Source organism: Kitasatospora sp. GP30 (assembly GCF_029892145.1).
Lineage (GTDB): Bacteria > Actinomycetota > Actinomycetes > Streptomycetales > Streptomycetaceae > Kitasatospora > Kitasatospora acidiphila.
In genome coordinates this window covers 498,925-519,436 of sequence record NZ_JARZAH010000002.1, presented here as the reverse complement: position 1 = coordinate 519,436, position 20,512 = coordinate 498,925, and the positions used below count along the sequence as shown (strand labels likewise).

Below are 20,512 nucleotides of genomic sequence, written 5' to 3'. Positions count from 1 at the left end.
GACACCGGCGGGCCCTAAGACCTTCTAGTCCGTCAGCCCCCGCACCGCCTCGGCGAAGAGGTCGCCCCGCTCGCCGTAGTTGGTGAACATGTCCATCGAGGCGCAGGCGGGGGCGAGGAGCACGGTATCCCCTGGTCGGGCGAGCTCGGCGGCCGCCCGGACCACCGCGGCCATCGCCACCGCGCCAGTCTGGCCCTCGGCCGCTTCGATCACCGGTACATCCGGGGCGTGTCGCGCCAGCGCCTCGCGGATCAGCGCGCGGTCGGCGCCGATCAGCACGGCGGCCCGCAGCCGGCCTGCCGCCTCCCTGGCCAGGTCGTCGAACTCGGCGCCCTTGGCCAGTCCGCCGGCGATCCAGACGATCGGGTCGTAGGCGCGCAGCGAGGCGGCGGCGGCGTGGGTGTTGGTGGCCTTGGAGTCGTCGACGTACGTGACGCCGCCGACCTCCGCGACCTTCGCGATCCGGTGCGCGTCCGGGCGAAAGGCCCGCAGGCCGTCCCGGACCGCCTTGGCGTCCACGCCGTAGGCGCGGGCCAGTGCGGCGGCCGCGAGCGCGTTGGCGATGTTGTGCGGGGCCGGCGGGTTGACGTCGGCGATCGAACCGATCTCGGCCGCGTTCTTGTCCCGGCCCGGTACGAAGGCGCGGTCCACCAGCAGTTCGTCGACCACGCCGAAGTTCGAGAGCGCCGGGGTGCCCAGGCCGAAGCCGATGGCCCGGCAGCCCTCCTCGACGTCGGCCTCGCGGACCAGTTCCTCGGTGGCCGGGTCGGCCAGGTTGTAGACGCAGGCCACCTGGTTGCCCTGGTAGATCCGGCCCTTGTCGGCCGCGTAGGCCTCCATCGAGCCGTGCCAGTCCAGGTGGTCGGGGGCCAGGTTGAGCACGGCCGCCGAGTGCACCCGCAGGGACGGCGCCCAGTGCAGCTGGTAGCTGGAGAGCTCGACGGCGAGCACGTCGTACGGCTCCTCGGCGAGCACCGCGTCCAGCACCGAGACGCCCACGTTGCCGACCGCGGCGGTGCGCTTGCCGGCGGCGGTGAGGATCGAGGCGAGCATCTGGACCGTGGTGGTCTTGCCGTTGGTGCCGGTGACGGCCAGCCAGGGGGCCGGCTCGCCGGTGGCCGGCAGCGGCTTGCGCAGCCGCCAGGCCAGCTCGACGTCGCCCCAGACCTCCACCCCGGCCGCCGCGGCGGCCAGGAACAGCGGGCTGCTCGGCGGCCAGCCGGGCGAGGTGACGACCAGTCGGGTGCCCTCGGGCAGCGTGTCCGCGTCGCCGAGCCGCACGGTGAAGCCTGAATTGTAATAGGCGGTGAGCTCGGCGGCCCGGTCCCGCAGCACCGGGCTGTCGCCGCCGTCCACCACGGTGACCCGGGCGCCCAGGTCGCGCAGCACCCGGGCCGCGCTGACCCCGGAGACGCCCAGGCCCGCCACGGTGACCGGAAGGTCCTGCCAGTCCATCAGTTCGTCATCCAACCCGCGTAGAAGAGTCCGAGGCCGACGGCGACGCAGAGCCCCTGGATGATCCAGAACCGGACCACGATCAGGACTTCGCTCCAGCCCTTCAGTTCGAAGTGGTGCTGGAGTGGTGCCATCTTGAAGACGCGCTTGCCGGTCAGCCGGAACGAGCCGACCTGGATGATCACCGACAGGGTGATGATCACGAAGAGACCGCCGAGCAGCGCCAACAGCAGTTCGGTGCGCGAGCAGATCGCCAGACCGGCGAGCGCGCCACCGAGGGCCAGCGAGCCGGTGTCACCCATGAAGATCTTGGCCGGCGAGGTGTTCCACCACAGGAAGCCGAAGCAGGAGCCCATCAGGCCGGCGGCGACCACCGCGAGGTCCAGCGGATCGCGCACCTCGTAGCACTTGGCCGTGGCGGTGATCACGTTGGCGCAGCTCTGGTTGTACTCCCACACGCAGATGAAGGTGTAGGCGCCGAAGACCAGCACCGAGGCGCCGGTGGCCAGGCCGTCCAGACCGTCCGTCAGGTTCACGCCGTTCGACATCGCCGCGATCATGAAGTACGCGAACATCACGAACAGCACCGGGCCGATCTGCCACCCGAAGTCCTGGGTGAACGACAGGTGCATGGACGCCGGGGTGATCCCGCGGCTGTCCTTGAACTGCAGCGCCAGGATCGCGAAGCCGAGGCCCACGATCGACTGGCCGGCCAGCTTCGCCTTGGCCCGCAGGCCCAGCGAGCGGCGCTTGACCACCTTGATGTAGTCGTCCAGGAAGCCGACCAGGCCGAGCCCCGCCATCAGGAAGAGCACCAGCAGGCCGGAGGCCCGCGGCGCCGACCCGACGATCGCCTTGGTCGCGAAGTACGCGATCACGGTCGCCAGGATGAAGGCGATGCCGCCCATGGTGGGCGTGCCCTTCTTGCTGTGGTGGGCCTTGGGCCCGTCGTCCCGGATGTACTGGCCGTAGCCCTGCCGGGCCAGCAGCTTGATCAGGGCCGGCGTGCCGAGCAGCGACAGCACCAGGCCGATCATGCCGGAGAAGAGGATCTGCTTCACTGGGCGGCACCATCCGCGAGGAGGGCCTCGGCCACCCTCTCCAGTCCCACCGAACGGCTGGCCTTCACCAGCACCACGTCCCCTGGCCGCAGCTGATCGCGCAGCAGCTCGACCGCCGCGTCCGCGTCGGACACCAGCACCGACTCCTCACCCCACGAACCTTCGTTCCTCGCGCCCAGTTCCATGCAGGCCGCCTCCCGTCCGCCCACCGCCACCAGTTTGGTGACGTCGAGTCGGACCGCGAGCCGGCCGATGGCGTCATGCTCGTCGAGGCTCTCCTCGCCGAGCTCCCGCATCTCGCCGAGCACCGCCCAGGTACGGCGGCGCTCCGGACCGCGGCCGCCCATCGTGGCGAGCGCGCGCAGCGCGGCCCGCATCGACTCCGGGTTCGCGTTGTACGCGTCGTTCACGACGGTCACACCATCGGCCCGGTCGACGACTTCCATGCGCCAGCGGGACAGCGCACCGGCCTCGCCCAAGGCGGCGGCGGTGTCATCGACGGACAGCCCGAGCTCCATCGCCACCGCGGCGGCGGCGAGGGCGTTCGAGACGTGGTGCTCACCGTACAGGCGCAGTCGTACCGGAGCGGAACCGGCCGGGGTGGTCAGCGTGAACGATGGACGGCCGGTGGAGTCCAAGCGAACGTCCTGTGCCCGGACGTCGGCCTTCGGGCTCTCGCCGAACAGCACCACCTTCGCCCTGGTACGGTCTGCCATCGCGCGCACCAGCGGGTCGTCGGCGTTGAGCACCGCGGTGCCGTCCGCCGGCAGCGACTCGACCAGTTCGCCCTTGGCCTGCGCGATGCCCTCCTTGGAGCCGAACTCGCCCAGGTGCGCCGAACCGACGTTCAGCACCAGGCCGATCGACGGGCGGGCCAGCTCGCACAGGTAGGCGATGTCGCCCTTGTGCCGGGCACCCATCTCCAGCACCAGGTGCCGGGTGTCCTCCTCGGCCCGGGTGGCGGTCAGCGGGAAGCCCAGCTCGTTGTTGAGCGAGCCCTCGGTGGCCACCGTGGGGCCGAGCCTGACCAGCAGCTGGGCGATCAGGTCCTTGGTGCTGGTCTTGCCGGCCGAGCCGGTCAGCGCCACCAGCCGGGCGCCCTTGGCCCGCTCCACGACGGCGCGGCCGATCAGGCCCAGCGCCCGCTGCGCGTCCGGCACCACCACGGCGGGCACCCCGACCGGGCGCTCCGCCAGCACCGCGACGGCACCGGCCGCCACCGCGCGCTCGGCGTAGTCGTGGCCGTCCACCTGCTCACCGCGGAAGGCGGCGAACAGACTGCCCGTCTCGACCTTGCGGGAGTCGATCACCACCGGGCCGGTGACCCGCGCCTGCGGGTCCGCCACCTCGGACAGCTCACCGCCCGTCACGGCGGCCAGCTCCGCCAGGGTCAGTGCGATCACGACTGCTCCACTCCTCGCTGCTCGGGATCGGTGTGCCGGGCAACGGCCGCGCGCAGCACCTCCCGGTCGTCGAACGGGCGTACCTCGCCCTTGACGTACTGGCCCAGCTCGTGGCCCTTGCCGGCCACCAGCACGGTGTCCCCCGGGTGCGCCCGGGCCACCGCGTCGGCGATCGCCTCGGCCCGGTCCGGGACCACCAGCACCTCGCCGCGCTCCGCCTCGGGCACCTCGGCGGCGCCGGCCAGCATGCTGGCCAGGATCGTCAGCGGATCCTCGGAGCGCGGGTTGTCGCTGGTCAGCACCGCGGTGTCGGCGAGCCGGGCGGCGATGGCGCCCATCGGGCCGCGCTTGAACGGGTCGCGGTCGCCGCCGCAGCCGATCACCACGTGCAGCCGGCCCTTGGTCACCTCGCGCAGCGATGCGAGCACCGCCTGCAGGGCGTCCGGCTTGTGCGCGTAGTCCACCACCGCGACGTACTCCTGTCCGGCGTCCACCCGCTCCAGCCGGCCCGGCACGCCGGGGGCGGCGGCCACTCCGGCGACCGCCGCGGCCAGCGGCAGCCCGGCGGTGACCAGGGCGGTGATCGCGGCCAGCGCGTTGGAGACGTTGAACGGGCCGGGCAGCGGCACCTCGGCCTGCGCCGACTCTCCACCGGGTCCGCTCACCGTGAAGGTGGAGCTCGCCGGGCCCAGCTGCACGTCCACCGCGCGCCAGTCGGCGTCCGGGTGGCCGGTCGCGGAGAAGGTGGTGACCGGCAGCGCGGTCTCGCCGGCCAGCCGGCGGCCGTACTCCTCGTCCAGGTTGATCACGGCGGCAGCCGCCCGGTCGGACTCGAACAGCCGGGCCTTGGCCCGGTAGTAGTCCTCCATGTCCGGGTGGAAGTCGAGGTGCTCGGGCGTCAGGTTGTTGAAGACCGCCACGTCGTAGCGGACCCCGTCGACCCGGCCGAAGACCAGCGCGTGGCTGGAGACCTCCATCACCACCGAGTCGGCGCCGCGCTCGCGCATCACCGCGAGGATCGCGTGCAGGTCGGTGGCCTCCGGGGTGGTGCGCTCGCTCTTGATCCGCTCGTCGCCGACCCGCATCTCCACGGTGCCGATCACGCCGGGGATCCGCAGCGCGCCCTTGAGGCCGGCCTCGACCAGGTACGAGGTGGTGGTCTTGCCGTTGGTCCCGGTGATCCCGATGGTCAGCAGGGCGCGCGACGGGTCGCCGTAGATCCGCGCGGCCAGCCGGCCCATCCAGGCCCGCGGCTGCTCGACCACCAGCACCGGCACGGCCAGCGGCCCGGCCTGTTCGGCGCCGACCGGGTCGGTCAGCACCGCGACGGCGCCGGCGGCCACCGCGGCGGCGGCGAAGGCCGCACCGTGGTGGTTGGCGCCGCCGAAGGCCACGTACAGGTCGCCCGGGCGCACCGCGCGGGAGTCGTGCGTGATGCCGGTCGCCGGCGCGCCCTGGACCGGGGCGAGGCCCAGCAGATCGGCCAGCTCGGCGAGCGGGGTGGGCACCGTCCCGGTCGGTCGGGGCGGGCTCACACTGGTTTGGTCTGATTTCGGCACGGCGGGCAGGGTATCGGGCGCGGGGCGCTGGAAGCCAAGTGAGTCGACCGGCGTCCCTTGGGGCACCGGGGACTCGGCGGACAGGGGTGTGACAGGGTTCACAGGTTCAGGGCTTCCACTCGACGGGCAGGTTCGGAGGTTCGCTGCCGCTCGGCGGCACCTGCAGGGTCTTCAGGGCGAACTCCATCACCTGCTTGAACACCGGCCCGCACAGCTGGCCGCCGAAGTGGCCGTTCTGCGGGTTCTGGATGACGCAGGAGACGGTCACCCGGGGCGCGTCGGCCGGGGCGAAGCCGATGAACGAGGCGGTGTAACCGTTGTACTTCCCGGTTTGCGGGTCGACCCGGTTTGCGGTTCCGGTCTTGCCGGCGACCCGGTAGCCGGGGATCTGGGCGGTATTCCCGGTGCCCTGCTCGTCGCTGACGACGGACTCCAGCATCTGCTCCAGGGTCTTGGCGGTCTCCGGCTTCACCACCCGGCTCTGCGCGCCCGGCGCGGCCGGGGTGTAGCGGCCGTCCGGGCCGGTGACGCCGGCCACCACGCTCGGCGCCACCCGCACCCCGCCGTTGGCGATGGTGGAGTAGACCGAGGTGGCCTGCAGCGCGCTGACCGACAGGCCCTGGCCGAACGGGATGGTGTACTGCTGGGAGCCCTGCCAGTTCTTGGGGTCGGCCAGCAGGCCCCGGGTCTCGCCGGGGAAGTTCAGGCCGGTGGGCTGTCCGATGCCGAACTTCTGCAGGTAGCCGCCGAGCACCTGGTTGGCCTGCTGCTGGGTCGGGCCGAGCCGGCCGGCCGCCTCGATGGTGCCGATGTTGGACGACTTGGCCAGCACCCCGGCCAGGGTCAGGTACCAGGTGCCGTGGTCGACGTCGTCGTGGAAGACGTGGTCGCCGCGCTGCAGCGTGCCGGGCACCGTGACGTGCGCGTCCCAGTTGGCGGTGCCGGTGTCCAGCACCGCCGCCATGGTCATCAGCTTGGCGGTGGAGCCCGGCTCGAAGGCGTCCTGCACGGCGGTGTTGCCGAGGTCCTCGGGGCGGGCGCTGGACAGGTCGTTGGGGTTGAAGGTGGGCGAGGTGGCCATCGCCAGGACCTGGCCGGTCTTCACGTCCTGGACGATCACGTAGCCCTTGTCCGCGCCGGCCGCGGCCACCTGGTCGGTGATAGCCCGCTGGGCGGCCCACTGGATGTCCCGGTTGATGGTCAGCCGGACGTCGCTGCCGGGCACCGGGTCCTGCTGGGAGCCGCCGCTGGTGGGGATCGGCTGGGTGCCGGAGACCGCGCCGGTGCGCCGGCCGTCCTTGCCGGCCAGCAGCTGCTGGTACTGCAGTTCCAGGCCGCCGGCGCCGGCGTCCTCCGCGTTGACGAAGCCGACCAGGTTGGACGCCAGCCCGTCGCCGGGGTAGACCCGGGCGGTGGTCTCGTTGAAGAAGATCCCCTCCAGCGGGTTCACGCAGGCGGAGTCGATGGTGCTGTGGCCGCCCTGGGCGACGATCTTGGCGGCCTTGGCCTTCTGGGTGCGGCAGGTGGCGGTGTCGGTCTTCTTGATCAGCGCGTTGCGCAGGTCGGTGATCTGGCTGCGGGCCTGCGGGGTCTGCCGGGGCGCCACCGTGAGGCCCCTGGTCCTGGTGCGCAGCTTGGCCACCACCTTGTCCCGCGGCATGTTCAGGATCGGGGCCAGCAGGTCGGCGGCCTGCTCGGGGCCGTCCGGCACGTAGAGCGCGTCCTGGGTGAACATCGTCGGGTCGGCGGTGACGTCGTAGGCGTCCACGGTGGTGGCCAGCGCCACCCCGTCCGCCGTCGTTATCGAGCCGCGGGCGGCGGGCAGCGGGACGTCCACGTAGCGGTAGGTGCTGGCGTCGGCGGCCAGGTTCGAGGAGTCCACCAGCTGGATCTGGACCAGGCGGGCCGCGAACAGCGAGAAGACGGTGGCGAGCGCCACCGTGACCACCCGCAGCCGGCGCTTGGGGTCGGCCAGCTTGAGCCGCTTGGGCTGCGGGCGGGCCGACGGGCGCTTGGCGGCGGGGCGGGCCGGGCCGGCGGCCTTGGTCGCCTTGGCCGAGCCGGACGGTCTGGCCGCGCCCGACTTGCCGGACGCCTCGGGCCGGCGGGCCGCGGCCGGGCGCGGGCGGTCGCCGGCCGCGGCCCGGTCACCGGTGCGGCGCTGCTGCGGGGTGGCCGGGCGGTCGCGGCGCGGCTGCTCGCCGGGGGTGCGGGGACGGCGGGGCGTGGTCATCGGCTGGGGCTTCCGCTCGGGCTGGTCGACGGGCTCACGGAGTCGAACCGCAGCGCGCCCTCGCCGGTGGCCGCCGGGTCGGGGGCGGCGGGCGAGCCGGGCGGCGCGGGCGACGGCGCCGGCGGGGCGGCCGGCTGGCCGGCGCCCGGCCACAGGCCGGTGTCGGAGCGCTTGACCGGCGGGCTGTCCTTGGCCGGCCCCGGGGATCCGATCACCTTGCCGCCGTCCAGCAGGAAGGCCGGGTCGCCGCCGGGCACCATGCCGAGCTGGCGGGCCGCGTTCTCGAGCGCGTCCGGGGCCGACCGGCGGTCGATCTCCTGCTGCAGCGCCTGCTGCTGGTCGGTCAGCGTGCTGGTCTGCTTCTGCAGCTTGGCCAGCTCGAAGGAGTTCTCGTTCAGCGCGGTGTTGAGCATCAGCAGCCCCAGCAGGCCGAGCGCCAGCAGCACCACCACCAGCACCACGAACGGCGTCCGCCCCTGGACGCTGCCGCGCGGCGACCGGCCGGGGCGCACGGTGATCCGCGCCCGCCCCAACTGCCCCGGCAGCAGCCGGCCCTGCTGGATGCCCTCGCCGGCCCGCACCGTCTTCTCCCTCACTGTCGCCCCGCCGTCGCCCCCCGGAGGGTGCCCTACTGCTTCCGGTCCCTGATCCTCTCCGCCACCCGCAGCCGGACGGGCGCGGCGCGCCGGTTCTCCTCGATCTCCGCCTCCGTGGCCAGTTCGGCACCACGGGTGATCAGCTTCAGCCAGGGCTGGTGTTCTTCGGGGACGAACGGCAGCCCGGGCGGCGCGGTGCTGGTCGCGCCGGCCGCGAAGTACTGCTTGACCAGGCGGTCCTCCAGCGACTGGTAGGACATCACGGCGATCCGGCCGCCGACCGCCAGCACGTCCAGCGCGCCGGGGATCGCCCGGTCCAGCACCTCCAGCTCGCCGTTGACCTCGATCCGCAGCGCCTGGAAGGTCCGCTTGGCCGGGTTGCCGCCGGTGCGCCGGGTGGCCGCCGGGATGGCGTTGCGCACCAACTCCACCAGACGCGCGCTGTTGCTGAACGGTTCCTTCTCGCGTTCCCGGACGATGACCGAGGCGATCTTCCCGGCGAACCGCTCCTCGCCGTAGACCTTGAGGATCCGGGCCAGTTGGCCGTGGCTGTAGGTGTTGAGCACCTCGGCGGCGCTGATTCCGCGGCTCTGGTCCATCCGCATGTCCAGCGGCGCGTCCTGGGCGTAGGCGAAGCCGCGCTCGGCCTCGTCCAACTGCATCGAGGAGACGCCGAGGTCGAAGAGCAGCCCCTGCACCCGGTCGATGCCCAACTCCTGGAGCACCTCGGGGATCTCGTCGTAGACCGCGTGCACCAGGGTGGCCCGGTCGCCGAACGGCGCCAGCCGCTCGCCGGCCATCCGCAGCGCCACCGGATCGCGGTCCACGGCGACCAGCCGGACCTCGGGGAACTGGGTGAGCAGCGCCTCGCTGTGGCCGCCGAGGCCCAGGGTGGCGTCCACCACCACGGCACCGGGCTCGGAGATCGCCGGGGCCAGCGCGTCCATGCAGCGCTGCAGCATGACCGGGACGTGCTTGGGGTCCGGGGTGCCAGTGGGCATGCGCGTGGGGCGCCTTTCGTCGGTGCGGAGCCGCTGTCAGGCCTGCCCGAGGGGTGGCCGGCTGCGGTGGATCGGACCATTCTCGCCCACCGGGCCGCAAGGATCCGACGCCGCCCGTGGTCCCCGCCCGCTCGGAAGGGGAAGGCGATACCGCCAGGCGCCGGGGAAGGTGCGTCGGGTGGCACGGAGCGGGAGGAGGCCGCAGGCTGCGTACGGACCGTCAGACTACCCTCCGCCCAGGTGCCACCCGGCGGCGCCACGCGAGCCATATGCGCTCCGTCACAACCGCGTGGTAAGCCGGGTGTGGACTCCCCGTGGCCAGCGCTTTCCTACTACGGTCGTACCTATGCCTGACTCTTCGGTTCCCACCTCCGCACAGGCCCCGGCCGCCAAGACCATCACCGACCGGCTCGTCGAGGCCAACCGTGAATACGCGGTCACCTTCAAGGACGGCGGCATGGACGCCCGCCCGGTCCAGAAGGTCGCCGTGGTCGCCTGCATGGACGCCCGCCTCGACCTGTTCGCCGCGCTCGGCCTGGAGCTCGGCGATTCCCACATCATCCGCAACGCGGGCGGCGTGGTCACCGACGACACCATCCGCTCCCTGACCATCAGCCAGCGCGCCCTGGGCACCAGCTCGGTCGTGCTGATCCACCACACCGGCTGCGGTCTGCTCGGGCTCACCGAGGACTTCCGCCACGAGCTGGAGCTCGAGGTCGGCCAGCGCCCGCAGTGGGCCGTGGAGGCCTTCGTCGACCTGGACGGCGACGTCCGCCAGTCCATGCAACGGGTCCGCACCTCGCCGTTCCTGCCGCACACGGACGACGTGCGCGGTTTTGTCTTCGACGTGCACACCGGCCTGCTCCGCGAGATCCACTGACCGTCGCCCCCGGCTCGGCCGGCGTCGTCCGAGCCACGCGTCGCCCCATCGGGTGACTTTCGGCCACCGCTCAGGGAAGAATGCGCCTACGGCCGGTCCCCGGACAGGCGGGGCCGGCGCGAGGAGGGGCGAGGAGCAGTCAGGGTGACGACCTACAACGAGCAGACCGGTACAACGGGTCTGCCCGAGCTGAACGCGGTCATCGAGCGGGTCCGCGCTTCGGTGGAGAGCGTGATCGAGGGCAAGCCGGAGGCCGTCCGGATCGCGCTCACCGTGATGCTGGCCGAGGGCCACCTGCTCCTGGAGGACGTTCCCGGCGTCGGCAAGACCATGCTCGCCAAGGCCCTGGCCAAGTCGGTCGACTGCTCGGTCCGCCGGATCCAGTTCACGCCCGACCTGCTGCCCTCCGACGTCACCGGCACCAACGTCTTCGACCAGCAGCGACTGGACTTCGAGTTCCGGCCCGGCGCGATCTTCGCGCAGATCGTGGTCGGCGACGAGATCAACCGGGCCTCCCCCAAGACCCAGTCCGCGCTGCTGGAGTCGATGGCCGAGCGCCAGGTCACCATCGACGGCACCACCTACGAGCTGCCCTCCCCGTTCATGGTGATCGCCACCCAGAACCCGGTGGAGATGGAGGGCACCTACCCGCTGCCGGAGGCCCAGCGGGACCGCTTCATGGCCCGGATCTCGATCGGCTACCCCAGCCCCGAGGCCGAGTTGGCGATGCTCGACGTGCACGGCGGCGCCTCACCGCTGGACGACCTGCAGCCGGTCGCGCACGCCCAAGACATCCTCAAGCTGATCGAGCTGGTGCGCACCGTGCACGTGGCCGACAGCGTCCGCCGGTACGCGGTCGACCTCGTCACCGCCACCCGCACCTCCCCCGAGCTGCGGCTCGGCGCCTCGCCCCGGGCCACCCTGCACCTGATCCGCGCCGCCCGGGCCGCCGCCGCGCTGGCCGGCCGGGACTACGTGGTGCCCGACGACATCCAGGCGCTCGCCGTGCCGGTCCTGGCGCACCGTCTGCTGCCCACCGCGGAAGCCCAGTTGAGCCGGCGCAGCGCCGAGCAGATCGTGCTGGAGCTGGTCCGCCGACTGCCCGTTCCGCAGGGCCGCTGAGGTGGCCTCCGACGGTGCCCCGACCGGATTCCGGACGGGGCTGCGCGGCCTGACCACCCGCGGGCGTTCCTTCCTCGCGGCCGGCATCACCGCGGTGCTCTGCTCCTACCTGCTGGGCCAGGGCGCCCTGCTGCAGGTGGGGGTGCTGCTGGCCGCGCTGCCGCTGCTGGCCGCCGCGCTGGTGCTGCGCACCCGCTACCAGGTGGCCGGCGGGCGCAGGCTCGCCCCGCACCGGGCGCCGGCCGGCCAGGAGGCCCGGGTGCACCTGCGGGTGGACAACATCTCCCGGGTGCCGACCGGGCTGCTGATGCTGGAGGACAAGGTCCCGTACGTGCTGGGGCCGCGCCCGCGGTTCGTGCTGGACCGGGTCGAGCCGCGCGGCTACCGCGAGGTGTCCTACCGGGTCCGCTCCGACCTGCGCGGGCGCTACCCGCTCGGCCCGCTGCAACTGCGGCTGACCGACCCGTTCGGCATGTGCGAGCTGACCCGCTCGTTCAGCGCCGCCGACACCCTGACCGTGGTGCCGCTGGTGCAGCCGCTGCCGCCGGTCAAGCTGGCCGGCGGGTGGGCCGGCTACGGCGACAGCCACTCCCGCGCGGTCGCCCTGGCCGGCGACGACGACGCGGTGCCGCGCGAGTACCGGCACGGCGACGACCTGCGTCGGGTGCACTGGAAGTCCACCGCCAAATACGGCGAGCTGATGGTCCGCCGCGAGGAGCAGCCGCTCAAGTCGCGGGCCACCGTACTGCTGGACACCCGGGAGATCGGGCACCGCGGCGCCGGCCCGGCCTCCTCCTTCGAATGGGCGGTGGGCTGCGCCGCCTCGGTCGGGCACCACCTCCTGGAGCGCGGCTACCAGACCCGGCTGCTCACCGACAACGGCAGCCAGGTGCCGCCGGTGGTGACCGGCGCGAACAGCTCGGTCAGCGAGTCGATCGGCCTGCTGCTGGACGAACTCGCGGTGGTCCAGTACTCCAGCGGCGGCGGGCTGAACCGCGCCGAGGAGGTGCTGCGCCACGGCGGCGAGGGCCTGCTGGTGGCGGTCGTCGGCACGCTGGACGACGAGCAGGTGGCAGGGCTGGGCCGGCTGCGGCGCAGCGCGGGCGCGGCGGTGGCGTTCGTGCTGGACACCGCCAGCTGGAGCGGCCTGCGCCAGCCGGCGCCGGCCGGACCGGACGAGGGCGTGCAGCGCCAGCTGCGGCTGCTCCGCGAGGCCGGCTGGACGGTGCTGGCGGCCCAGGCCGGCGACTCGGTGCCCGATCTGTGGCGGATGGCGGATGTACATGCCCAGGCGGCCGCGACGGCGCCGGGCCCGAAGGGGACGGCCGGCCGATGACCACACAGACCCGACTGACGGTCTACGCGGCGCTCGCCACCCTGCTGGCGATGGCCACCCTGACCCCGCTGCTGGAGCCCAACAACTGGGTGATACCCGCGACGCTGCAGATCACCGTGGTGGCGGCGGCCGGCGCCGGGCTGCGCCGGCTCCCGATGCCCCGCGCCCTGGTGCCGCTCATCCAGCTGCTGCTGGTGGTCTACCTGCTGATGCTCGGCTCGGTGCGGTCGGCGCTGACCTTCGGGGTGCTGCCCGGGCCGCATGCCGTCCAGGCCCTCTCCGACCTGCTGACCAGCGCCGGCAGCGACATCGGCACCTACACCATCCCGGCCCCGGCCACCCCCGGCCTGCGGTTCGTGCTGGTCGGCTCGACCGCGCTGATCGCGGTGCTGGTCGACACCCTGGCGGTGACCTTCCGCAAGGCGGCGCTGGCCGGGCTGCCGCTGCTGGCGCTCTACTGCGTGGGCAGCGGGCTGAACCCCACCGGCCAAGGCGGCGTGCCCTGGCTCTGGTTCCTGCTGGCCGGCGGCGGCTACCTGGCGCTGCTGTTCGCCGAGGGGCGGGACCGGCTGTCCCGCTGGGGCCGGGTCTTCCGCGGCTCCGGCACCTCCGACAGCCGCGGCGGGCTGCCCACCGGCGGCCACCGGATCGGCGTGCTGGCGCTGGTCTGCGCCACCGTGCTGGGCGCGGCGCTGCCCGCCACCGAGGGGCTGGACCTGCTGGGCGGCGGCCTGGGCGGCGGCGACGGCAGCGGGCCGGGCGGCCACAGCATCAACGCGCTCAGCCCTCTGGTCTCGCTGGCCGACGGGCTGCGCCGGCCGACCAACCAGCCGCTGCTCCACTACCACGGCACCGACCCGGTGCTGCGCGACGCGTATCTGCGGGTCACCGCGCTGGACGATTTCGACGGCGTCGAGTGGAAGCCCGGCAACGAGGACCTCAAGCCGGTGCCGCAGGCCGCCTTCCCGGCGCCGGACGGTCTCGACCCGTCGGTCAGCGCGCCGGAGATGACCACCAGCATCAGCCTCGAGAGCGATCTGAGCACCCAGTGGCTGCCGGCGCCGTACCCGATCAGCCGGATCAAGCTGAGCGGCGACGGCTGGCGCTTCGAGCCGGACACCCGCTCGGTGATCACCGGCAGCGGCCAGCAGGCCGGCGGGCTCACCTACAGCGTGACCTCGTACAACGTCAGTCCCACCCCGGACCAGCTGCGGCAGGCCGCGCCCGCGCCCACCGCGATCACCGATCGCTACACCAAGCTGCCCGACGACCTGCCGTCCATGGTGACCGACCTCGCCCGCCAGGTGACGGCCGGCAAGGAGACCGCCTACGACCAGGCGGTGGCCCTGCAGGACTGGTTCACCAGCACCGGCGGCTTCCGCTACAACACCAACGTGGACGCGGGTACCGGGCCGCAGGCGATCGCCAAGTTCCTGCAGGACAAGCAGGGCTTCTGCGTGCACTTCGCGGCCACCATGGCGGCGATGGCGCGCACCCTGCACATCCCGGCCCGGGTCGCGGTCGGCTTCGCCCCGGGTGACCCGCTGGGCGGCGGCGACTTCCAGGTCACCACCAAGAACTACCACGCCTGGCCGGAGCTCTACTTCTCCGGCGTCGGCTGGCTGCGCTTCGAGCCGACCCCGAGCGTCGGCGTGGCCCCGAGCTACAGCACCCAGCAGACGGCCCCGCAGCCGACCAGCGCCCCCACCCAGGCGAGCGCCCAGCCCACCGCCCAGGACGGCCCGACCGCCTCGTCCGCGGCCAACTGCCCGGCGGCGCTGCGCAAGCAGGGCGGCTGCCAGTCCCAGCAGTCGGCGGCGGCGGTGGCGGTGGCACCGACCACGAACGGGATGGCGTGGCAACTGCCGGCGCTGCTGGCGGCGATCGCCGTGGTGGTCCTGCTGCTGCTGAGCCCGATGCTGTGGCGCGACCGGGTGCGGCGACGCCGGCTCGGCGGCGGGCGGCGGCGGCCCGGTGGCCCGGGCGGCGGCGAGCTGACCGAGGCTCAGGTGCTGGCCGCCTGGCAGGAGCTGATCGACAGCGCCTGGGATCTGGGCATCCCGCCGGACGAGGCGCTCAGCCCGCGGCACACGGCGCGCCGGATCAGCGAGGCCGGCGGGCTGGACGAGCAGGGCTCGGCCGCGGCCGGACGGGTGGCGCTGGCCACCGAACGGGTGCTGTACGCCCGCGAACCGGGGCTGTCCGCGCCGCTGGCCGGCGATGTGCGCGCCGCGCGGGACGGCCTGCGGGCCGGCGCGGGGCGTCGGCGGCGGCTGCGCGCGGTGCTGCTGCCGCCGTCGGCGGCCCGGGTGCTGTGGCGGGCCGGGGACCGCAGGCGGGCGCTGCGGGACGGGCTGCACGCTCGGCTGGCCCGGCTCGGCGAGCGGACCGTGGGCCGGCTGCGGCGCCGGCGGTAGCGGCACAGAACGGCACGGTAGCGGCACAAAACGGCGGCGGGCGGGTGATCCTGGTGGATCACCCGCCCGCCGAGGTCGATGGGGCCGGTCCGTCAAGAAGTCCGTGCGGGGCGACGAGCTCCGTCAGAAGCCGTCTTGTTCATCGCGCCGGCGCTGCCAGCGCTGCTCCATCCGGTCCATCACGCCGGCCTTGCGCCGCACCGGCTGGGCGGCGCCCAGCCCGCTGCCGGGGCCCGCCACCGGATGCCGCCGCCAGCCGGCCACCGCCAGCACGGCGCAGCCGAGCATCACCAGGAAGCCGACCACACTCAGCCAGATGAATTGCGGCTGGGCGATCATGCCTCCCATCAGGAGGCCCACTCCCAGCACGAATCCCGCCGCCGCGAGGTACACCCGTCGCCGGGTGTAGGTGCGCAGGCCGGTTCCCTCAAGCGCCGACGCGAACTTGGGATCTTCGGCGTACAGCGCTCGCTCCATCTGGTCGAGCAGTCGCTGCTCGTGCTCCGAGAGCGGCACGGAGTCCTCCTACTCGTCGGTCGCGGGGCGACCGGTCCGCCACCTGGCCCTGTCGTGGTCCATATGCCCCATGCGTCTGGCCGTCATGCGTTCTGGCTTTACCCAGATCATACGGTCCGACGAGGGGATCCGGAGGGGGCCGCGTTCCGTCGTGTCCGACACATCACGCCGGCCCCCGCACCCGTGCAACGCTCCCGGTGGCTGTGAAGTTTCCGTCAGTACGGTGGGCCCGTCCTGGTCGGTACGGCGGGCCCGCCGCCGTCAGTCGAGCGCGGCCAGCAGGTGCAGCTGGGTGGCGACCGCGTGGAAGGCGGGCTCGGCGGCGGCCGCCTCTTCCAGCTTGAGCAGCGCCTCCATCGCGCCGGGCTCGGTGTCCACCAGCACCCCGGGCACCAGGTCGGCGAAGACCCGCACCCCGTGCACCGACTCGACCCGCAGGCCGGCGGCTCGGGCCAGGCCGTGCAGCTCCTCGGTGGTGAAGCGGCGCGGCATCGGGTCGCCGGCGCCCCAGCGGCCGTCGGGCGCGCCCAGCACGGTGCGGGCCTCCTCGAAGTGGCCGGCCAGCGCCCGGGCCAGCACGGCGCCGTTGCGGTTGGCGGCCAGCAGGCTGACCAGGCCGCCCTTGCGCAGGGTGCCGGCGAGGTGGCCGAGCGACTCCGCCGGGTCGTCCACGACCTCCAGGACGCCGTGGCAGAGCACCGCGTCCACCGAGTCGGGGGTGATCAGCTCGGGCAGCGTCTGGGTGTCCCCCTGCACGGCGCGGACCAGCTCGGTCACCCCGGCCTCGGCGGCCCGGCGCTCCAGGGCGAACAGCGCGTCGGGGCTGGGGTCCACGACGGTCACCCGGTGGCCCAGCTTGGCCACCGGCACCGCGAAGTTGCCGGTGCCGCCGCCGGTGTCGAGCACGTCCAGCACCGGCTGGTCCAGCTCGGCGACCCGGCGCTCCAGGGCCGTCCGGACCACCTCCCAGACCACGGCGGTGCGCAGGGCGCTGCGGGGACGCGAGGGGTACACGAGCGGGCTCCTCAGGGGGCGGCGGGCTGGCCGGACCCTCCCACCCTATTGCCTCCTGTTGCCGTCGAGCCGGAGCACCCGGGCCACCAGCCGCAGGAAGACGGCGGTGTTGCGGACCAGGTCGTCCGCGTCGCGGGCCGAGGCGGCGCCCCGCACCCCGGCCTCGGCGGCCGCCCGCTTGCTCGCGCCGGCCGCGAAGTAGACCGCCCACTCGGCCAGTTCGGGCGCCACCTCGGGCAGCACCTCCCAGGCGCTGCGGATCGCCTTGCGGCGGCGGGGGTTCTTCTCCGGGCGGCCCCGGACGGCCAGCACGGCGGCTGTGGTGCGCAGCGCGGCCAGGTGCGCGGTGGCGTACCGCTCCAGCGGGTCCTCGGCGGCGTCGGCGGCCAGCAGGGTGCGCTCGGCCTGTGCCAGCAGGTCCCGGGCGGCCGGCGGGGTGCCGGCGCGCAGCAGCACCGGATGGACGTCGACGGAGCGCAGCGGGATCTGGTCGGAGTGATCGTCGCAGGGTCGGTGCGGGAGGTCGGTGACGGTCATGGTCGGTACCCCCGGATCCTTCGGCAGGCATCGGGCGGGCCGGTCGGCCGCCCGCTGAGGCCATGCTCGCGCCCGGCACTGACAATCGACCGGGACAGCCGTCCGGGGACGGACCACCGGGCCGCGAAAAGTAAGATCACGCCCCATGGCACGGATCGTCATCATCGGAGCGGGAATCAGCGGCCTGGCCGCCGCGGCGCGGCTGGCCACCCTCGGTCACCGGGTGACGGTCTGCGAGGCCGCGCCGGGCCCGGGCGGGATGCTCGGGCAGTACCGCCGCGACGGCTTCGCCTTCGACACCGGGCCGACCCTGCTGACACTGCCGGCCGTCTACCGGGACCTGGCGCTGAAGACCGGCCGCGAGCCGCTGGAGCAGCTGCTGGAGCTGGCCCCGGTGGACCCGGAAAGCCGGCACCTGTTCGCCGACGGCACCGAGCTGACCCTGCCCAACGCCTCCCGGGGCGGCGTCGCCAAGGCGCTGGACCAGGCGCTCGGCGCGGACACCGGGCGGCTCTGGGGCGAGGTGATGAACCGCGGCCGCACGGTCTGGGAGGCCACCCGCCGCCCGCTGCTGGAGGAGCCGCTGCCTGCCGACCCGGGGCCGCTGGGCACCGACCCGTATCCGGCCGCACCGCGGCGCGGCCTGGCCCGGCTGTTCGGCGGCTCCCGGCAGCTCACCGTCGACGAGGTGGCGCAGCGCGAGCTGGGCGGCCATCCGGCGCTGACCGCGCTGCTCACCGAGTCGGTGCTGCGGTTCGGTTTCGACCCGCGGACCACTCCGGCGAGCGCGACCGTGCTGCCGTACGTGGAGCAGACCTTCGGCGTCTGGTCGGTGCGGGGTGGTCTGCACGCCCTGGTGGCCGCGGTGGTCGAGCGCTGCGAGCAGCGCGGGGTGGAGTTCCGGTTCGGCGCCCGGGTCCATCCGGACGACTTCCCCGAGGCCGACCTGGTGCTGCGCCCCGAACCGCCGGACGCCGAGCTGCCGGGCCGGTTCAGCCTGCTGCTGGCGCTGGCGGGGCCGCGCCCGACCGGTGCCGCGCAGCGGACCGTGGTGCACACGCCGTCCCGGCGGGACGAGTTGGCCGCGCTGTTCGACGAGCCGGCGCCGCCGGGCTTCCCGACCGTCCAGGTGCTGCGACCTGACGACCCGTCACTTACGCCCGACGACCAGCACGAGGCGGTGGTGCTGACCTGCACCGTCCCTTCGCAGGCCGTGGTCGACTGGACGGCCCCCGGGGTCGCCGACGCGTTCGCCGACACGATGCTGGCCCACGTCGAGGCCGCCGGGCTCGACCTGGCGGACCGGATCCTGTGGCAGGTGGCGCGCACCCCGGCCGACACCGAACGGGAGACCCTCTCCCCCGGCGGCGCGGTGGCCCGCCCGGCGCTGCCCGGCGCCGGCGGCGGCTTCCTGCAGCCCGCCAACACCACCGACCGGCGGGGGCACTACCTGCTCGGGCAGGCCGCCCACCCGGGCGGCGGGCTGGCCCGGGCCGGGATGTCCGCCTGCGTGGTGGCGGGGCTGATCGGGCCGGCGTAGCGACGGCCGGGCTACTGCCAGCCCTGCCAGCTGCCCTGCTCCTGCGGCTGCTCCTGGTACTGGGGTTGGTACTGGGGCTGGGGCTGGTACTGCTGGTAGTACTCCGGGGGCTGCTGCTGCGGGATGCCGGGCATGCCGTACTCGGGCTGGCCGCCGTACTCGGGCTGGTAGGAGCCCGGATCGTAGGCCGGCGCCTGCGGCTGCCACTGCTGCTGGTCGTAGCCCTGGTAGCCGTCGTGACCCTGGTAGCCCTGGTACTGCGGCTGCTGCTCGTAGTAGCCGTAGGCGGGCTGCTGCTGCTCGTACGGCTCCTGCTGGTAGTACCCGTAGGCGAACTGCTGCTGTTCGTACGGCTGTTGCTGTTCGGTCTGCGGGTAGCCGGTCTCGTAGATGCCGAAGTCGCCGTCATCGACCGGCAGTTGGGCCAGCTCCGGCTCCGGCAGCAGCTCGGCCTCGGGCTCGGTCACCTCGATCGGGCCGACCTCGCCGACCCGCGGCGGCTCCGCCGCCAGCACCGCCTCGGTGCCGCTGGTCGCGGCGGCCAGCAGCGGCACCTTGGCCAGCGCCCCGGGCAGTTCGCCGTTGCTGCGGCGCAGCGACCAGGCGGGCTTGCCGCCGCGCTTGACCGCGGTGGTGACCAGTACCTGCCCGACCGCGAAGCCGACCGCCCCGCCGCCGATCACCGGGACCGAGTGCACCGCCATCCCGGCCACCACCAGCAGGAACCCGCCCAGCGCGAGTGCTCGCCAGTGCAGCGGCGCCCGGCCCTGCAGCAGCAGCTCGGCGGTCAGCCACAGTCCGACCACGGCGAGGGCCGCGTACAACACCAGCATCCCGATGCCCATCGGCGTCCTCCAGCACGTGCGCGGCGCGTGTCGCGACTGTACCGGGTATCCGCTCGCCGTCCCACATCCCGGTCAGCTGCTGTGCAGGCCCAGGTTCTGGTAGATCTGCAGGGTCGCAGTGGAGCCGTTGAGCGTGATGAAGTGCAGGCCGGGCGCGCCCTCGGAGAGCAGTTGCTCGCTCATCGCGGTGGCGTGCTCCATGCCCACCTCGCGCAGCGCCTTCGGGTCGTCCTTCACGGCCTCCAGCCGGGCCGCCAGCTCGGGCGGGAACTCCGAGCCGCTGAGCTGCGGAAAGCGCACCAGCTGCTTGGCGTTGGTGACCGGCATGATCTCCGGGATGATCGGCACCTCGCAGCCGGCCGCCTGCACCCGGTCGCGCAGCCGCAGGTAGTCCTCGACCTCGAAGAACATCTGGGTGATCGCGTAGTCGGCGCCGGCCCGCACCTTGGCGACGAAGTGCCGGATGTCCTGGTCCCAGTCGGTGGAGCGCGGATGCATGTTCGGCGAGGCGGCCACGCCCACGCAGAAGTCGCCGATCCCCTTGATCAGTTCGACCAGCTCGTACGCGTAGGTGACGCCCCGCGGGTGGGTCACCCACTCCCCCATCGGGTCGCCCGGCGGGTCGCCGCGCACCGCGAGGACGTTGCGCACGCCCTGGTCCGCGTACTGGCCGATGATGTTGCGCAGTTCGGCCACCGAGTGGTCGACGGCGGTGAGGTGGGCCACCGGCGTCAGGGTGGTCTCGCCGGCGATCCGGCCGACCATGTTGACGGTGCGGCCGCGGGTCGAGCCGCCCGCACCGTAGGTCACGCAGACGAAGTTGGGGTTCAGCGGCTCCAGCCGGCGGATCGCGGACCACAGCTTCTGCTCGGCGGCCTCGCTGCGCGGGGGCATGAACTCGAACGAGAAGGAACGCCGGCCGGCCGCCAGGAGGTCGCGGACGGTCGCCGCGTGATCGGTTCTGGTCGAGGAGACGCCGAGTGCCATGTCCGCAGGT

General features: G+C 73.6%; 17 protein-coding genes. 5 read left to right on the top strand and 12 right to left on the bottom strand.

Annotation, left to right across the window (positions count from 1 at the left end):
* Positions 1–24: 24 nt before the first annotated feature.
* The 7 genes from murD to rsmH all read right to left on the bottom strand — a co-directional run bounded on the left by murD (position 25) and on the right by rsmH (position 9,308).
* A complete protein-coding gene (gene murD, locus P3T35_RS05680; protein ID WP_101379935.1) occupies positions 25–1,455 on the bottom strand; it encodes a UDP-N-acetylmuramoyl-L-alanine--D-glutamate ligase in 1,431 nt (476 codons plus the stop codon).
* Positions 1,455–2,516 (bottom strand): phospho-N-acetylmuramoyl-pentapeptide-transferase, encoded by a 1,062-nt coding sequence (gene mraY / locus P3T35_RS05675; protein ID WP_101379936.1) that lies wholly within the window; start codon positions 2,514–2,516, stop codon positions 1,455–1,457. Before mraY ends, murD begins: the two co-directional genes overlap by 1 nt.
* The gene (murF, locus tag P3T35_RS05670) at positions 2,513–3,919 is read right to left on the bottom strand and encodes a UDP-N-acetylmuramoyl-tripeptide--D-alanyl-D-alanine ligase (RefSeq protein WP_101379937.1); all 1,407 of its coding nucleotides are present in this window, start codon (positions 3,917–3,919) and stop codon (positions 2,513–2,515) included. Before murF ends, mraY begins: the two co-directional genes overlap by 4 nt.
* Complete coding sequence (locus P3T35_RS05665) at positions 3,916–5,478, bottom strand: UDP-N-acetylmuramoyl-L-alanyl-D-glutamate--2,6-diaminopimelate ligase (RefSeq protein ID WP_101379938.1); 1,563 nt, start codon at positions 5,476–5,478, stop codon at positions 3,916–3,918. Before P3T35_RS05665 ends, murF begins: the two co-directional genes overlap by 4 nt.
* Positions 5,479–5,584: 106 nt before the next feature.
* The gene (locus P3T35_RS05660) at positions 5,585–7,711 is read right to left on the bottom strand and encodes a penicillin-binding protein 2 (RefSeq protein WP_101379939.1); all 2,127 of its coding nucleotides are present in this window, start codon (positions 7,709–7,711) and stop codon (positions 5,585–5,587) included.
* Positions 7,708–8,307 (bottom strand): septum formation initiator family protein, encoded by a 600-nt coding sequence (locus tag P3T35_RS05655; RefSeq protein WP_180356409.1) that lies wholly within the window; start codon positions 8,305–8,307, stop codon positions 7,708–7,710. Before P3T35_RS05655 ends, P3T35_RS05660 begins: the two co-directional genes overlap by 4 nt.
* Positions 8,308–8,339: 32 nt before the next feature.
* On the bottom strand, positions 8,340–9,308 hold the full coding sequence (gene rsmH, locus P3T35_RS05650) for a 16S rRNA (cytosine(1402)-N(4))-methyltransferase RsmH (RefSeq protein WP_101379941.1): 969 nt from the start codon (positions 9,306–9,308) through the stop codon (positions 8,340–8,342).
* Positions 9,309–9,654: 346 nt separating this feature from the next.
* Here rsmH and P3T35_RS05645 point away from each other — a divergent pair, with 346 nt between their 5' ends.
* The 4 genes from P3T35_RS05645 to P3T35_RS05630 all read left to right on the top strand — a co-directional run bounded on the left by P3T35_RS05645 (position 9,655) and on the right by P3T35_RS05630 (position 15,063).
* Complete coding sequence (locus P3T35_RS05645; protein ID WP_101379942.1) at positions 9,655–10,188, top strand: carbonic anhydrase; 534 nt, start codon at positions 9,655–9,657, stop codon at positions 10,186–10,188.
* Positions 10,189–10,332: 144 nt separating this feature from the next.
* Complete coding sequence (locus P3T35_RS05640; RefSeq protein ID WP_101379943.1) at positions 10,333–11,310, top strand: MoxR family ATPase; 978 nt, start codon at positions 10,333–10,335, stop codon at positions 11,308–11,310.
* Between the two features lies 1 nt (position 11,311).
* The gene (locus P3T35_RS05635; protein ID WP_101379944.1) at positions 11,312–12,646 is read left to right on the top strand and encodes a DUF58 domain-containing protein; all 1,335 of its coding nucleotides are present in this window, start codon (positions 11,312–11,314) and stop codon (positions 12,644–12,646) included.
* Complete coding sequence (locus P3T35_RS05630) at positions 12,643–15,063, top strand: DUF3488 and transglutaminase-like domain-containing protein (RefSeq protein WP_101379945.1); 2,421 nt, start codon at positions 12,643–12,645, stop codon at positions 15,061–15,063. The genes P3T35_RS05635 and P3T35_RS05630 overlap by 4 nt, the downstream gene beginning before the upstream one ends.
* Before the next feature lie 123 nt (positions 15,064–15,186).
* Here the strand turns inward: P3T35_RS05630 and P3T35_RS05625 are convergent, their stop codons facing one another.
* The 3 genes from P3T35_RS05625 to P3T35_RS05615 form a co-directional block, all read right to left on the bottom strand.
* A complete protein-coding gene (locus P3T35_RS05625; RefSeq protein ID WP_101379946.1) occupies positions 15,187–15,579 on the bottom strand; it encodes a DUF3040 domain-containing protein in 393 nt (130 codons plus the stop codon).
* Positions 15,580–15,840: 261 nt separating this feature from the next.
* Positions 15,841–16,593: a methyltransferase domain-containing protein gene (locus P3T35_RS05620; RefSeq protein ID WP_280704434.1), complete on the bottom strand. Its 753-nt coding sequence runs from the start codon at positions 16,591–16,593 to the stop codon at positions 15,841–15,843.
* A 45-nt stretch (positions 16,594–16,638) separates the two neighbouring features.
* A complete protein-coding gene (locus P3T35_RS05615; RefSeq protein WP_180356410.1) occupies positions 16,639–17,130 on the bottom strand; it encodes an SAV_6107 family HEPN domain-containing protein in 492 nt (163 codons plus the stop codon).
* Between the two features lie 145 nt (positions 17,131–17,275).
* Here P3T35_RS05615 and P3T35_RS05610 point away from each other — a divergent pair, with 145 nt between their 5' ends.
* Positions 17,276–18,670: an NAD(P)/FAD-dependent oxidoreductase gene (locus P3T35_RS05610; RefSeq protein WP_101379947.1), complete on the top strand. Its 1,395-nt coding sequence runs from the start codon at positions 17,276–17,278 to the stop codon at positions 18,668–18,670.
* Positions 18,671–18,681: 11 nt separating this feature from the next.
* Here the strand turns inward: P3T35_RS05610 and P3T35_RS05605 are convergent, their stop codons facing one another.
* The gene (locus tag P3T35_RS05605; RefSeq protein WP_101379948.1) at positions 18,682–19,515 is read right to left on the bottom strand and encodes a hypothetical protein; all 834 of its coding nucleotides are present in this window, start codon (positions 19,513–19,515) and stop codon (positions 18,682–18,684) included.
* A 72-nt stretch (positions 19,516–19,587) separates the two neighbouring features.
* Positions 19,588–20,502, bottom strand: a complete 915-nt coding sequence (metF, locus tag P3T35_RS05600) for a methylenetetrahydrofolate reductase [NAD(P)H] (protein ID WP_101379949.1) — start codon at positions 20,500–20,502, stop codon at positions 19,588–19,590.
* Between the last annotated feature and the right edge of the window lie 10 nt (positions 20,503–20,512).